This is a genomic window from Streptomyces sp. NPDC059166, assembly GCF_042755185.1.
Lineage (GTDB): Bacteria > Actinomycetota > Actinomycetes > Streptomycetales > Streptomycetaceae > Streptomyces.
Map to the genome: position 1 here is coordinate 117,938 of NZ_JBHZCI010000020.1, position 14,584 is coordinate 132,521.

12 protein-coding genes are annotated in these 14,584 nt (G+C 70.3%); 5 read left to right on the plus strand and 7 right to left on the minus strand.

Annotated features, from left to right (window positions below; all coding sequences use genetic code 11):
* Positions 1-18: 18 nt before the first annotated feature.
* The 7 genes from ACFXOA_RS17385 to mtnA form a co-directional block, all read right to left on the minus strand.
* A complete protein-coding gene (locus ACFXOA_RS17385) occupies positions 19-771 on the minus strand; it encodes a response regulator (RefSeq protein ID WP_385028473.1) in 753 nt (250 codons plus the stop codon).
* A gap of 196 nt (positions 772-967) precedes the next feature.
* Positions 968-1,657 (minus strand): ribosome hibernation-promoting factor, HPF/YfiA family, encoded by a 690-nt coding sequence (gene hpf / locus ACFXOA_RS17390; protein ID WP_362672572.1) that lies wholly within the window; start codon positions 1,655-1,657, stop codon positions 968-970.
* A gap of 328 nt (positions 1,658-1,985) precedes the next feature.
* On the minus strand, positions 1,986-2,705 hold the full coding sequence (locus tag ACFXOA_RS17395) for a ComF family protein (RefSeq protein WP_385028502.1): 720 nt from the start codon (positions 2,703-2,705) through the stop codon (positions 1,986-1,988).
* Between the two features lie 368 nt (positions 2,706-3,073).
* Entirely contained in the window at positions 3,074-4,900 is a 1,827-nt protein-coding gene (locus tag ACFXOA_RS17400; RefSeq protein WP_385028477.1) for an LpqB family beta-propeller domain-containing protein, read from the minus strand.
* Positions 4,901-4,928: 28 nt separating this feature from the next.
* Positions 4,929-6,953 (minus strand): MtrAB system histidine kinase MtrB, encoded by a 2,025-nt coding sequence (mtrB, locus tag ACFXOA_RS17405; RefSeq protein WP_385028480.1) that lies wholly within the window; start codon positions 6,951-6,953, stop codon positions 4,929-4,931.
* A gap of 1 nt (position 6,954) precedes the next feature.
* Positions 6,955-7,644, minus strand: coding sequence for a two-component system response regulator MtrA (gene mtrA, locus ACFXOA_RS17410; protein ID WP_187282414.1), 690 nt, complete (start codon positions 7,642-7,644; stop codon positions 6,955-6,957).
* Positions 7,645-7,648: 4 nt separating this feature from the next.
* The gene (gene mtnA / locus ACFXOA_RS17415; protein WP_385028484.1) at positions 7,649-8,803 is read right to left on the minus strand and encodes an S-methyl-5-thioribose-1-phosphate isomerase; all 1,155 of its coding nucleotides are present in this window, start codon (positions 8,801-8,803) and stop codon (positions 7,649-7,651) included.
* 140 nt (positions 8,804-8,943) lie between these two features.
* Between mtnA and ACFXOA_RS17420 the strand changes: the two genes are divergently transcribed.
* Genes ACFXOA_RS17420 through ACFXOA_RS17440 form a run of 5 tightly spaced genes read left to right on the plus strand, consistent with a single transcriptional unit; the run spans position 8,944 to position 14,397 of the window.
* Positions 8,944-10,146: a glycerophosphoryl diester phosphodiesterase membrane domain-containing protein gene (locus tag ACFXOA_RS17420; RefSeq protein ID WP_385028487.1), complete on the plus strand. Its 1,203-nt coding sequence runs from the start codon at positions 8,944-8,946 to the stop codon at positions 10,144-10,146.
* A gap of 4 nt (positions 10,147-10,150) precedes the next feature.
* Positions 10,151-10,849 (plus strand): DUF4129 domain-containing protein, encoded by a 699-nt coding sequence (locus ACFXOA_RS17425; RefSeq protein WP_385028490.1) that lies wholly within the window; start codon positions 10,151-10,153, stop codon positions 10,847-10,849.
* The gene (locus ACFXOA_RS17430; RefSeq protein WP_385028493.1) at positions 10,846-12,063 is read left to right on the plus strand and encodes a DUF4350 domain-containing protein; all 1,218 of its coding nucleotides are present in this window, start codon (positions 10,846-10,848) and stop codon (positions 12,061-12,063) included. Before ACFXOA_RS17425 ends, ACFXOA_RS17430 begins: the two co-directional genes overlap by 4 nt.
* Positions 12,060-13,079, plus strand: a complete 1,020-nt coding sequence (locus tag ACFXOA_RS17435; RefSeq protein WP_385028496.1) for an AAA family ATPase — start codon at positions 12,060-12,062, stop codon at positions 13,077-13,079. The genes ACFXOA_RS17430 and ACFXOA_RS17435 overlap by 4 nt, the downstream gene beginning before the upstream one ends.
* A gap of 10 nt (positions 13,080-13,089) precedes the next feature.
* Positions 13,090-14,397 (plus strand): DUF58 domain-containing protein, encoded by a 1,308-nt coding sequence (locus tag ACFXOA_RS17440; protein ID WP_385028499.1) that lies wholly within the window; start codon positions 13,090-13,092, stop codon positions 14,395-14,397.
* Positions 14,398-14,584 lie beyond the last annotated feature (187 nt).

Below are 14,584 nucleotides of genomic sequence, written 5' to 3' on the forward strand. Positions count from 1 at the left end.
GCCGGCCGAGGGCACCCCTCACCTGATCTCGAGAATCTTTTCCCTCATCGCGTAGACCACGGCTTCCATCCGGGAGTGCAACTGCAGCTTCTCCAGGATGTTGCGGACATGGTTCTTCACGGTGTTCTCGGAAATGAACAATTCCTTGGCGATATCGCGGTTGTTCATGCCCGTGGCCACGAGCTTGAGCACTTCCAGCTCCCGCTCGGTGAGCCGCGGAGCGGGAACGAGGCGCCGCTCGTCGGTGCGCTGGATCATCGACTTGAACTCGGTGAGGAGCTTGGACGCCATCGAGGGGCTGATCTGGGACTGTCCGTCCGCCACCGCGCGGATGGCCGTCGCCACCTCGTCGGTCGAGATCTCCTTGAGCAGATAGCCGGTCGCACCGGCCTTGATCGCCTCGTAGAGGTCGGCCTCCTCGTCGCTGATCGTCAGCATGATGATCTTCGCGCTGGGTGCCACCTCCTTGATGGACGTGCATGCCTCGATGCCGCCCCGCTTGGGCATCCGTACGTCCATCAGCACGATGTCGGGGAGCAGGTCCGCGGCCTTGTCGACCGCCTCGGCCCCGTCCCCGGCCTCGCCGACGACCTGGATGTCCTCCTCGTGGGCCAGGACGATCTCGAGTCCCCGGCGGAAGAGCGCGTGGTCGTCCACGACGAGTACGCGGATGGGCTCCTGACGGGAACCGCCGTCGTCCACGGCGGAATCCGCACCGGCGGTGCTGCCGGCATCGTTCGTCGCGCGCACGGGTCCGAAGGTGTCCGCCATCGTTCCTCCCCCTGAAGGCCACTGCCTGCGGTCACAGGCTGTCCGCCAACGGCAGTGCGCAGAGCACTGATTGGCCTGGGACGCCATGCTTTCATGCCCGGCCGCCGAATCGGTGCCTCCTGCGGTCGCACGTGGTGCCCCTGGGGCGTACGAACGCACCCAGGGGCACCGTGCACCGGCTGGTGAACGGGTGGCGTCAGCCGCCGAGCGCGCCGCCCGCGCCGCCCGCCTCGTCCGAGGCCAGCGGGTCGGTCCTCAGGTGGATGACGCCGTAGTCATAGGCGTGCCTCCGGTAGACGACACTGGGCTCCTTCGTCTCGGAGTCGACGAACAGATAGAAGTCGTGACCGACCAGCTCCATCTCGTAGAGCGCCTGGTCGAGCGTCATCGGCGCCGCGACATGCGTCTTCTCGCGCATCACGAGCGGTCCTTCGCCCTGCACCTCGAGCGAGCCGATCCTCGTGGTCGGCACGGCGTTCTCCGGCTCCTCGGGGATCAGCTCCCCGTCGCCGTTGAACGAGGCGGCGTCCGGGACGACCTCCCCGACCTCCGCCGCGGACAGCCGTCCGCTTCCGCGCCTGCTGTAGCGCTTGTCGTGCTCCTTGCGCAGCTGCGTGTCGAGCTTGTCGGTCGCCAGATCCAGCGCTGCGTACGGGTCGCCTGCCGCCGCTTCCGCCCTGATGACCGGACCACGCGAGCGGAGCGTGATCTCCACCCGTGCCGCACGGTCGGCCTGACGGGGATTCGGCTCCTTGGACACCTCGACGTCGAGGCTGATCACCTTGCCGTCGAACTTCTGGATCTTGTCCAGCTTCAGTTTCTCGGCCACGTGCTTGCGGAACCGCTCGGGCACCTCGGTCTTGCGGCCCTTGACGACGATGTCCACGCAGAACTCCGTTCCCGGATCGCTCCGCTTCTGTGGCGGAGCATCTCCCTTTTGCACCTGGCTCCGGTGATCGCCGGAGCCGCGGACTCGGTGGCTGTCACCTCCTCCTCCCCCGTCGGCGGGGTTTCCACCCCACCGATTTCCATGCTTCCGGCCTGCGGTGAGTTACCTGCCCGAAACCTGGTGGCGCATTCATCGAGGTGCGGAATTGACCGCTCCTCTCCACCGAACATAGCCTGCCCACCGCTGTGTCGGCACCCGCTACTCACGCGTACCTCCGATCGGGCCCCTTTGCCCTCTCACTACCTGCAAAGATGAAAGTTTTCTGTCAGCCACGGTTTGATTCGAAAGCGGACGGTGACGCGGCGACAACGGCGGCCCGGAGCGTGTCCGTCCCCTCCCCTCGCCCCTCCGCGCGCATCGCCCGCGCCGCCTCGGCCAGCGTCGATCCGGTCGTGATCAGGTCGTCGACGAGCACGATCATCCCCCCGCCCCTGCACAGCCTCCTGCCGCCGTCGGCCACGACGAGGGCGCCTGCGAGGTTCGACCGGCGTTCCCGGCCACCCAGCCCGGCCTGGTCGGCGACGCCGCGTCGCTGCCTCAGCACCGGTGCCACCCGGGCATGCGTACCTCCGCGCCGCAGCCCCGCCGCGGCAGCTGCGGCGATCCTGAGGACCGGATCGTGTCCCCGCCCCGCCGTCGCCCGTCGCGCCGAGGGGACGGGAACCAGCAGCAGCGGCGACCGCCCGGCGTCCCAGCGCTCCTCACCTGCCCGCACGGCGGCCGCCAGTGCCCCGCCGAGCATCCGGGCGAGCCCCAGTGCCCCTCGCTCCTTGTGGGCCAGCAGCATCGCGCGTACGGCGTTCTCGTAGGGGGCCACCGCGTGGACGGCGGGTAGCCCCACAGGTTCGGGTGCGGGTCGCACCCGACGCGGAGCCACGGCAAGCTCCGCCGCGCACCGGGCGCACAGCTCCGCGCGCGGGCTGCCGCAGCCGCCGCAGACGGCCGGCAGCACCAGCCCCGCGATCTCCCGCCACCAGCCCCGCACACCTTCACTCTGCCGCTGGGCCGCCCGTCCGGCCACCCCTGTGGACAACCCAGGCAGGATGAACCGGGGGAGGACCTTCGAGGACCTCTGGAGGGCGTCGAAAGAGCCCCGAGCGCCCTGGAAGACCTTGGAGGGCCGACCGGGGTGAACCCGCCGGTCCGGGCGGCGCACCGCCGGACGGATCGCCCGCCCGCGCACCCGGGCGTACTCGGGGGGACGCGGGCGACGGCGACGCGGTCGCGCGCCCTACGTGCCGCATCGGACGCCACGAGCCGATGGACCCCACCCACCGGCCACGGCGCCGGCCACGTGGGCCTCACCCTCCGGCCCGCCAGGGGCCGCAACCCCGGGCGGGCCGGAGACACGGCTCAGCCCGGGTAGACCAGCGAGGAGCCCTCCTTGAGCACCGTCTGCCAGTTGTTGCCGGGCGACAGCTTCACTATTCCGTCCCCCTCGGTGTCCGCCATCAGCGGCAGCTGCTCGTCGTCCGCCGCGGCGATCGCGGTCACCTGGTTGATGCCCGGCAGGATTCCGGAGGACGAGGTCGACCCGTCGGTCTGTACGTAGCGCACCTGCTGCACTCCGCCCTCCTCCTTGCCCACGACCACGAGACGGCTGCGACCGGACCAGGACACCGCGGTCACGTCGGACAGCTGAGGGGCGGCCTGCCGCAGGTCCTCCACTGCGACCCGCTCGTCCTTCCCCGAGCCGTGACGCTCGATCCGGCCGACGCTCAGCGTCGTACGGCCGTCCCTCGACACCCGCAAGGCGATCCTCACCCCGTCGGCCGCCAGCCGGATCCCCTCGATCCTCCCGCCGTCGAGGTCCGGGACCTGCACCTCCTGCGGCTCTCCGGCACCGTCCGCCAGGCGCAGCAGCCTGGGGTCCGCCGGATCACGGTCGGCGATCCAGAGATCGCCCCGCCCGTCCCAGCTCGGAGCGGACAGACGGTCCTCGGCCCTCTTCGCGCGACTGGTCACCACAGGCGCCGCGAGCTCGCCCTCCTCCGTCAGGGAGGACACGTAGAGCCGCTGCTGGTCCGCCGAGACGGCGGCGGCCTGCTGCTCGTCCCGTGCCACACCCACCGCGCCCATGGCCACGGGTCCGTTCCCGAGCGGGCCGGTCACCGGTTGCGGGTCGCCGCTGCCCTTGCTGCTCCCGGGAAGTCGCTGGACATGCCCCTTGCCGTCGACGAAGTACTGGCTGTCGGGGCCGTCCGATCCGTTGTCCGCCGAGAAGTCCTCGGCCTCGTCCGCCCCGAGGGAGCACAGCGGCCCCCTCCTCCCCTCGAGCTCGACCTGGCCGACCCGGGCGGAGGTGAGGTCCCGCAAGGTGAAGAGCACCTGTGCCGCCATCTTCCGGCAGGCGTCCTGCCCGGCCTTCTCGGCCTTCTCGTTGAGAGGAACCTTGAGGACGTTCTGGTCGTCCGGGGACAGCGAGGTGACACCGCGCCTCAGCGCCGTGCCCGCCGGGAAGCTGGATTCGACGACCGGGCGCAGCCAGTTCGACGGACCTTCGAGCAGGGTTCGCACCGTCTGGGTGGCCGTGTCCATCCGCGTCACAGGGTCCGTACGGTTGCGGACATAGACGGGATCCGTGACCAGCCCGCGCTTCTCGTCCTCGCGCCCGGCGGCGAAGTAGTACTTGTTCACGGACCGGTAGAGCCGCTTGAAGTCGGACTGCCCCAGCACCAGACCGTCCGGCACGATGTCGATGCGCCACTCCTGCTTGCCGTCCGCGGCCTTCTCCCTGACCAGGTGCAGCATCTGCGAGTACTCCGACGGAGCCAGCGGGCGGTACGAACTCTGCTCGTCGACCGCGGCCACCTGCTCCCCGGTGAGGGTGTAGGTCGTCTCGGTGGTCCCGCGCCCCTTGTCCCGGATCGTGGGCCCGTTGCGGTTCGGCGCCTTCGAGAGCACCGTGGTGCCCCGGCCCGGCTGCCAGGTGCGGGCGGCGTCCGCGGTCAGGTACTGGCGGGTCGTCCGGAAATCGGGGTCGTCACTCGTCATCGACTCCAGGAAGCCGTCGACGACCTCGATCGGTGCGGCGCCCTCCCTCGGTGGCACTGCGTACACCTGGACCTGGGAATCGCCGGGCTGCGAGGCGTCGACCGGCTTCACGTCACCGGTGACCGGCATCGCTCCGCATCCGGCGAGCACCACGACGGCGCAGCCGAGCGACGCGGACAACCGCACCGCCCGACCGTGGCCGCCCCGACGGCGGTCAGTGTCCACGAGTGGTGTCCTCCTGCTCCGGATCCTGCGTCTGTGGGACGGCGCCCCCGGCCTGCCGGTCCGGGGCCGGTCGCGACACCACCCGTGCTCCGTTGCCCGGGAACGCGGCGGGGTGCACCGACGCCGGGGTCCGCGGGCCTGCCGGACCGTGGGCCGGCCCGGTGAGCGACGGCCTCCCCGCGGAGCCCGCCTGGTTCGGCACGGTCGCCCCGAGAGAGGCCGGCGCCCCGGCGTCCGCCCGTTCGCGCTCCTCCCGGTTGCGCCGTGAGTCCTCGGGCTCCAGCGGTATCGGCGAGCCGCGCAGCGGCTCGTCCGCGGTACGCGGCAGGGTCAGCCGGAACTGCGAGCCGCCTCCCGGCTCACCCCAGGCCTGGAGCCAGCCGCCGTGCAGCCTCGCGTCCTCGACCGCGATCGAGAGTCCCAGGCCGGTCCCACCGGTGGTGCGTGCGCGTGCCGGGTCCGCCCGCCAGAAGCGGTTGAACACCCGGGTCGCCTCTCCCGGCTTCAGCCCTACGCCGTAGTCCCTGACGGCGACCGCCACGGCACCCTGGGCGACACCCATCCGCACGACGACGTCCCTGCCCTCGCCGTGCTCGACGGCGTTGACGACCAGGTTGCGCAGGACCCGCTCCACACGACGCGCGTCGGCTTCGGCGACCACCGGCTGGTCGTCGCCCACCACCAGGATCCTGCTGCCCTTGCGCTCGGCGAGCGGCTCCGCACCGCCGATGACCCGCCGGACGACGGTGCGCAGATCTATCGGTTCGGCTTCCAGCGCGGCCGCCCCGGCGTCGAACCTGCTGATCTCCAGCAGGTCGGAGAGGAGCGACTCGAAGCGGTCCAGCTGGTCCCCGAGAAGCTCCGCGGACCGTGCCGTCACCGGATCGAAGTCGACCCGGGCCTCGTGGATGACATCCGCGGCCATCCGCACCGTCGTCAGAGGGGTGCGCAGCTCGTGGCTGACGTCCGAGACGAAACGCCGCTGCATGCGGGAGAGCTCCTCCAGCTGCTGGATCTTCAGCTGCAGGTTCTGCGCCATCTTGTTGAAGGCTTCACCGAGGCGTGCGATGTCGTCCTCGCCGGTGACCTTCATCCGTTCCTGGAGCCTGCCCGCGGACAGCCTCTCGGCGATCCCGGCGGCCATCCGCACGGGCGTCACGACCTGGCGCACCACGAACCAGGCGATGGCTCCGAGCAGCACGACCACGAACAGGCCGGCCGTGGCCAGCGTCGTCGTGACCAGCGTGAGCGACTTCTCCTCCTGCGTGAGCGGGAAGAGGTAGTACAGCTCGTACGGGTTGTGGTCGACGTCGTAGAGCCGCTTGCCCACGACCAGCCCGGGCTCCGGGTCCTTGCCGTACGAGTAGCGGATCAACGAGTAGGTCTGAAAGGCACCGGCCCCCTCCGCCACCTCGTCGCGCAACCGCTGGGGGATGCTCGACGCCTCCACGCTGCCCGAACCACGGGGGGCGCGGCTGGTGCCCTGCCCCACGGAGTCGTCGCTCAGCGCCACCACGTTGAAGGCGTTGGTCCCACCGCTGGCGAGCTGATCGACGAGCTCGGTGCGCCAGGAGGTGTTGGCCGTCATGCCGTCGGCGCCTTCCTCGGTCTGGTCCCCGGGGACCAGTGGCGCGTTGGCGTTCGCCTGGGCGACAGCGAAACCGCCCGCGGCCTGCGTCTGCGCGGCGTTCCCCTTCGCTTCGAGCAGGCCGTTGCGGACCTGGTTGATCACGACGAAGCCGAGCAGCAGCACCACCGCGATCGACATCAGGAGAGTGCCCGCGACGACGCGCAACTGCAGGTTCCGTCGCCACAGCCGGACCGCGGGCAGCAGCGGCCCGCGGATCCAGCGCATCAACAGGCGCGGCACAGGGCCGCCGGTCGGCCGGTCGTGGAACAACCGGGCGCCACGCGGCAGCCCGCCGAGGCGTGACGGCCTCCGGGCCGGACCGGCAGCCCGCTCCGCACGGGCCCCGGTGCCCCCGGGTGGCGGAGCAGTGCTGCCCAGGGTCATGTCAGCTCGGTCCGGCCTTGTAACCGACGCCTCGGACGGTCACGACGATCTCCGGGCGCTCCGGGTCCTTCTCCACCTTCGAGCGAAGCCGCTGCACATGGACGTTGACCAGACGGGTGTCGGCGGCGTGGCGGTAGCCCCACACCTGTTCCAGGAGCACCTCGCGGGTGAACACCTGCCAGGGCTTGCGGGCGAGAGCCACCAGCAGGTCGAACTCCAGCGGGGTGAGGGCGATGGACTGCCCCTCGCGCTTCACCGAGTGACCGGCCACGTCGATGACCAGATCCCCGATGGTCAGCTGTTCCGGCGCGGGCTCCTCGGAGCGCCGCAGACGCGCCCTGATCCGGGCGACCAACTCCTTCGGCTTGAACGGCTTGACGATGTAGTCGTCGGCCCCGGATTCAAGGCCCACCACCACATCCACCGTGTCGCTCTTGGCAGTGAGCATGACGATCGGCACACCCGACTCGGCCCTGATCAGCCTGCAGACCTCGATGCCGTCCCTTCCGGGCAGCATGAGATCGAGCAGCACCAGGTCCGGCTTGGCCTCACGAAATGCAGCCAGTGCCTTGTCACCGTCCGCTACGAACGACGGCTCGAAACCTTCTCCACGCAACACGATGCCGAGCATCTCGGCCAGTGCGGTGTCGTCGTCGACGACAAGGACGCGTCCCTTCATAAACGACATCATCCCATTAGCTAATCGTTACCTGCGATGACCTGGCACACAGCTCTGCCAGTCCGACCCCCGTGACCGGGGAAATGACGCCCTCCTCCGTGACGATCGCCGTGACCAGCTCGGGCGGCGTGATGTCGAAGGCGGGGTTGTACGCCAGGGCTCCAGGGGGTGTGACGACCATGCGGCCCGCGCCGTTGCGCGCCGGAGCACCCGGAGTCGATGTGATCTCCGTCACTTCACTCGCGGGGCGCTGCTCCACGACGATCGACGCACCGTCCGCCGAGCCCAGATCGACCGTGGTCGTCGGCGCGACGACCACGAACGGCACATGGTGGTACTTCGCGAGCACCGCCAGGGGATAGCTCCCCACCTTGTTGGCCACCGAGCCGTCCGCGGCGATCCGGTCCGCCCCGATGAGCACGGCGTCCACCTCCCCCGCGGCAAACAGCGAACCGGCCGCACTGTCCGCGAGCACGCGGTACGGCATGCCGTACCGCCCGGCCTCGTAGGCCGTCAGCCGGGCGCCCTGGAGAAGAGGCCGGGTCTCGTCCACCCACAGCTGCCGCAGACCGCCCTCCCTGTACGCCCGCAGAGCCACCGCGAACGCCGTGCCCGCGCCACCGGAAACCAGCGCTCCGGTGTTGCAGTGGGTGAGCAGCCTAAGCCCGCCACGCCCGCCCCCTGGCATCAGCTCCTCCAGAAGCCGCAGACCGTACCGGGCCATGCTGTCACTGGCCGCCGCGTCAGCCCGGTGCAGTTCCCGGGCCTCCGCCAGGGCAGCCGCAGCCGCACCCTCCGAGGACGCCCCGCCGTGGAGCGCCGCCCGGTGAGCCCCAGCGACCCGCCGGGCCCCGTACCCGAGATTCACCGCGGTGGGCCTCGCCTGCTCGAGCAGTTCCGCAGCCACCTCCACGTCCTCACCCCGCGCGGCCGCCAGCGCCACACCGTAACCACCGGCGATGCCCAGCAGTGGCGCGCCCCGTACCGCCAGCGTCCGGATCGCCCGCACCAGCTCCGGCACATCGGCGCACACCAGCTCGACCTCCTCGGACGGCAGCCGCGTCTGGTCGAGGAGCACCACCGCGGGTCCTCCCGGCGGCTCCTCCCACCGGAGTACGGAGAGGTCCGGTGGCTCGCTGCCCACCGGCGTTCGCAGGTCCTGATCAGCCATCCGCCCAGTCTGCCCGCTGAACGGCCTCGCAGGTAGGAGAGAAGGAGATGGAGTGCCAGGCCCACACAGCTCCGGCGCGTGGCACGATGGCTGGCAACCTGCCCGCCCCGATGAGCGGACAGGACCGTGAAGGAGCGACGATGAACGACTCTCCGGGCTGGGCTTCGCCCGGATCCGCCCCCTCCGACGACCAGGGGACGGGCATTCCGAAGCCCTCCCCGCCCGTGGACGGAACCGCCGCCGGCCAGTGGTCCCCCGCGCAGCCGCCTCCGGGCCAGTGGTCCACACCGAGTGCGCCTGGGCGCGGACCGGGCATGCCTCCCCCACCAGGATGGGGAGGACGGCCACAGGGACCCGGCTGGGGCCACGCACCCTCGGCGGCCAAGCCCGGGGTCATCCCTCTGCGCCCCCTCGGTGTGGGGGAGATCCTCGACGGCTCCGTGTCCACCATGCGCGCCCACTGGCGCACGGTGCTCGGCCTCAGCCTCACCGTCTCCGTGTTCGCCCAGATCGTGATCGTGCTCGTACAGCGCTATCTCCTTCCCGAGCAGGAGCCCATCGACCCCGACGCCACGGGCGCGGAGGCGATCCGCCAGGCCACCGACTCCCTCCAGTCGCAGCTGGCCAACACCGCCCCGAGCACGGTCATCGCGATGATCGCCACACTGATCACCACCTCGTTGCTCACCATCGTGGTGAGCCGCTCCGTACTGGGCCGGCCGGTCACCCTCTCCGAAGCCTGGTCCGAAGCCCGACCCAGGATCCTTCCCCTGCTGGGGCTGACCCTGCTGCTGAGCCTGATGAGCGCAGCGATCATGGCCGTGGGCCTGGTTCCTGGCCTGACGGTCGGCGGCGGGGCGGCGGGAATCGCGCTGACCTTCCTCGGCTTCGTCGCCTCCTGCGTCATCGTTCTCTGGCTGATGGTCCGCTTCACACTCGCAGCACCGGCGCTGATGCTGGAACGGCAGTCCGTCCTCGCCGCGCTGCGCCGTTCCGCGAAGCTCGTGCGGGGCAGTTGGTGGCGTACGTTCGGCATCCTCGCCCTCACGTACCTGCTGGTCATCGTCCTGACATTGATCATCACGATCCCGTTCGGCGTCGTGGCCGTGGCGGTCGACGGCGACGGACTGAGCGGGATCCTGAACGGCGGGACGACGGACTTCGGATGGCCGTTCCTGATCGTGACGGGCATCGGGGAAGTGATCGTCTCCACCCTCGCCTATCCGTTCACCGCCGGAGTGATGGCCCTGCTCTACATCGACCAGCGCATCCGCCGCGAGGCACTCGACCTCGAACTCGCGAGGGCGGCCGGCGTACCCGGCTACGACGCTTCCGGGAACTGATGCGGTGACGGGGGCGGGGGGCATCACCATCACCACAGCGGTACACCACCTCTCCGCGGGCGGGACCCCACCGGTGGACACTCCACGGGGTCCCGCCCGTGAGGCGGCACGGGACGAACTCACCGATCCGAGATACCACGAGCACGATCCCAACCTCCTCGAACGCGGCCTCGACCATCTCTGGAAGTGGATCGGCGACCTCCTCGATTCCGCCGCCGGCTCCGGTCCCGGCGGCAAGGTCGGGCTCGTGGTACTCACCCTGGTGGTCATCGGCCTCAGCGCCGCGCTTTGGTGGAGGCTCGGTACCCCGCAGCGCGTGGTCCGCACGAGGAGAGGCCTCCTCGTCGGCTCGGCCCGCACCGCGGCCGACCACCGGGCCGCAGCAGCCGCGCACGCCTCGGCCCACCGCTGGACCGAGGCCTGCCAGGAACGGATGCGCGCCATCGTGCGCGCCCTCGAGGACCGGGCCGTGCTCGACCCGCAGCCCGGCCGCACCGCGGACGAGGCCGCCGTCGAGGCGGGCAGTCTGATGCCCGCGCACGCCGACCGGCTCCTTTCCTGCGCCCACCTGTTCGACGACATCACATACGGTGGCCGTGCCGCGGACGAGCACGCGTATCTCGCACTGTGCGCACTCGAAACGGACCTCGAGTCGGCCCGGCCTCTCCTGACCGTGGGAACGGTCGGAGAAGAGCCCCGATGACCACAGCCACCGAGGTCTCCGCAACGTCGGAATCGCTCACACCGCACCAGACATGGCTCCGCCTCAGAGGCCCTCTGCTCGCCGTCCTCCTCATCGTCATAGCCGGGGTGGCCTTCGCCGCCGTTCGCTCGGGCGGGCAGCACGGCCGGCTCGACCCGCGCTCCGCAGATCCCCACGGAAGCCGGGCGGTTGCAGAACTCCTCAAGAAGCAGGGCGTGACCGTCGAGGTGGTCGCGACCCTCGACCAGGCCCGCGCCACGACGGGACCTGACACGACGTTGCTGGTTACCGGCCCCAACATGCTCACCGCCCCTCAGCAGCAACGTCTCCGCAGGACGACGGCGGACTCCCGGGGCCGGACCGTGCTCATAGCCCCGGACGGACCCTCCTTGAAGCGGCTCGCTCCTGGAGTCCGGGCAGGCTCGCGGGGCCAGGTGACCGTACGGCAACCTCGCTGCACCCTCCCCGCGGCGGTGACCGCCGGCACGGCCGAACTCGGCGGTATGCGCTACGCGGCAGCCGCCCCCGGAACCACCGGCTGCTACCCGGACCGCGAACTCGCGACACTCCTCGTCCTCCCGGAGCGCGGAGCCGGCGACAGCGTGCTTCTCGGCTCTCCCGACCTCCTCCACAACGACCGTCTCGACCAACAGGGCAACGCCTCGCTGGTCCTGCAACTCCTCGGTTCCCGTCCGCATCTCGTCTGGTACCTCCCCTCGTTCGACGATCCTTCGGCCACCGGCACGACCAGCGGCGGGGACGGCGAGAGGGCCGGAGCAGGAGGCAGTTTCATCAGCCTCGTTCCCCAGGGCTGGATCTGGGGCTCACTTCAACTCGCTCTCGCTGCCGTGCTGGCCGCCGTCTGGCGCGGCCGGCGGCTGGGCCCACTCGTCACCGAGCGTCTGCCCGTGGTCATCCGTGCCTCCGAGTCCACAGAAGGACGTGCCCGCCTCTACCGCAGGGCGGCCGCACGTGAACGCGCCGCCACGGTGCTGCGGTCCGCGACCCGATCACGGCTCTCCGCCCTCGTCGGGTTGCCCTCCCAGGACGCCGACTCCCCCGAGGCCCTTCTCACCGCACTCGCCGCCCGGCTCGGTACCTCGGGCACCGGTCACAGCTCCCTCCTCTTCGGGCCGACTCCCGCCGATGACGCTGCGCTCGTCCTCCTCACCCACCAACTAGACGTCCTGGAAAGCGAGGTACGCGCCTCATGAGCGCACCGACCCCCGAGACCGCCACGGCTACCGCACCGGCGGGATCCGCCGCGGACCCGACGGAGTCCGCGGCTGCCCGGGCATCTCTGGAAACGCTGCGCGCCGAGATCTCCAAGGCGGTGGTCGGCCAGGACTCCGCCGTCACCGGCCTGGTCGTGGCCCTGCTCTGCCGGGGCCATGTCCTTCTCGAAGGGGTGCCGGGCGTCGCGAAGACCCTTCTGGTCCGCGCACTCGCCGCGTCCCTGGAACTGGACACCAAGCGCGTCCAGTTCACCCCCGACCTGATGCCGAGCGATGTCACCGGCTCCCTCGTCTACGATGCCCGCACCACTGAATTCTCCTTCCAGCCCGGCCCGGTGTTCACCAACCTCCTGCTGGCGGACGAGATCAACCGCACTCCCCCGAAGACGCAGTCCTCCCTGCTGGAAGCGATGGAAGAACGCCAGGTCACCATCGACGGAGAACCCCGTCAGCTGCCTGAGCCCTTCCTCGTCGCAGCCACCCAGAACCCCGTCGAGTACGAGGGCACCTACCCTCTGCCCGAAGCCCAGTTGGACCGCTTCCTGCTCAAACTCACCGTGCCTCTCCCATCACGGGAGGACGAGATCGACGTGCTCACCCGTCACGCTCGCGGTTTCGATCCCCGTGACCTCGAAGCGGCAGGCGTCAGGCCCGTGGCTGGGCCGGCCGACCTCGAAGCGGCCCGCGCCGCAGTCGCCAGAACTTCTGTATCGCCTGAGATCACGGCCTACGTCGTTGATATCTGCCGTGCCACTCGTGAATCCCCCTCGCTCAGTCTCGGTGCCTCCCCCCGAGGCGCCACGGCACTGCTTTCGACAGCGCGAGCCTGGGCCTGGCTCACGGGCCGGGACTACGTCATCCCGGACGATGTGAAGGTCCTCGCCCTGCCCACTCTCCGGCACCGCCTGCAGCTACGGCCCGAAGCGGAGATGGAGGGAGTCACAACCGACTCCGTCATCACCGCGACTCTCGCCCACGTCCCTGTCCCCCGGTGAGGCGGTGACCATGGCCCTCACCGGACGGGCCGCCTTGGTGGCGGCGTTGGGGTCACTCCCCGTAGGCATCCTGGCCCCCGGTTGGGCAGGCATGCTCGCGATCGATGTCCCCCTCGCACTGGCAATTGTGTGCGACTATGCCCTCGCTGCACCAGTGCGTACGCTCGAGTTCACCCGATCCGGCGATACATCTGTTCGACTCGGTGACGCCGCGAACGTACAACTCACCGTCACCAACCCTTCCGGACGTCGGCTTCGCGCGGTGCTTCGCGACGGCTGGCCGCCCAGCAGTTGGAGCACGGAGGGCGAACAGGCTCTCTCCCGCCATCGGATCGTGGTCCCGGCAGGCGAACGCCTCCGTCTGATCACCCGGCTTCGTCCCTCGCGGACGGGCGACCGGGAGGCCGACCGAGTCACGGTGAGGTCGGTGGGCCCACTCGGCCTGGCAGCCAGACAGGGAACTCATCGTGTGCCGTGGACGGTTCGGGCACTTCCGTCCTTCTCGAGCCGCAAGCACCTGCCTTCCCGGCTCGCCAGGCTCCGAGAACTGGACGGCCGGACCAGCGTGCTCAGCCGTGGCGACGGCACGGAGTTCGACAGCCTCCGAGCCTACGTACCAGGCGATGACACCCGGTCCGTCGACTGGCGGGCGACCGCACGGCAACAGACCCTGGCCGTACGCACATGGCGGCCGGAACGGGATCGTCACATCCTGGTCGCGCTGGACACCGGTCGCACATCGGCCGGCCGCGTGGGCGATGTGCCTCGACTGGACGCTTCCATCGACGCCGCCCTTCTCCTCACCGCTCTGGCCGCCCGGGCGGGTGATCGAGTGGGTCTTATCGCCTACGACCGGCGCATTCGGGCCCACGTCCGAGGCACTGGAGGCGATGTCCGGTCGGTGTTGTCCGGGACACTCGCCACGCTGGAGCCGGAACTCGTGGAGACGGACACCCGCGGTCTCAGCACCGCCCTGCTGACGAACGCCCCAAAACGCTCGCTGATCGTCCTCTTCACAAGTCTGGACGCGGCTCCCGTCGAGGAGGGGCTTCTGCCTGTTCTGCCCATGCTCACCAAACGGCACACGGTCCTGGTGGCAGCGGTCGCCGACCCACACATAGAGACCATGGCTCGCTCCCGAGGCACTGTGGAGGCGGTCTACGACGCAGCAGCCGCAGCGCAGGCGCAGTCCCTGCGTCTGCGGACGGCCACTCGCCTGCGCCGTCTCGGTGTAACGGTGGTCGATGCCGCCCCGGACGACCTGGCCCCGGCCGTGGCGGATGCCTACCTCGCCCTGAAGGCTGCCGGCAGCCTCTGATCACGCACACACCTGCCCCTGCTTGCCGGGCCCGCGGGCTTTGGCCGACCCGGGCCCGGCGTCACGCTGATCGAAGACATCCTGGAACTGGTCCCGCAAACGCAGAAAAGCCCCGTGCCACAAGGGCACGGGGCTTTCCCGGAATAATTGTTCGGCGGCGTCCTACTCTCCCACAGGGTCCCCCCTG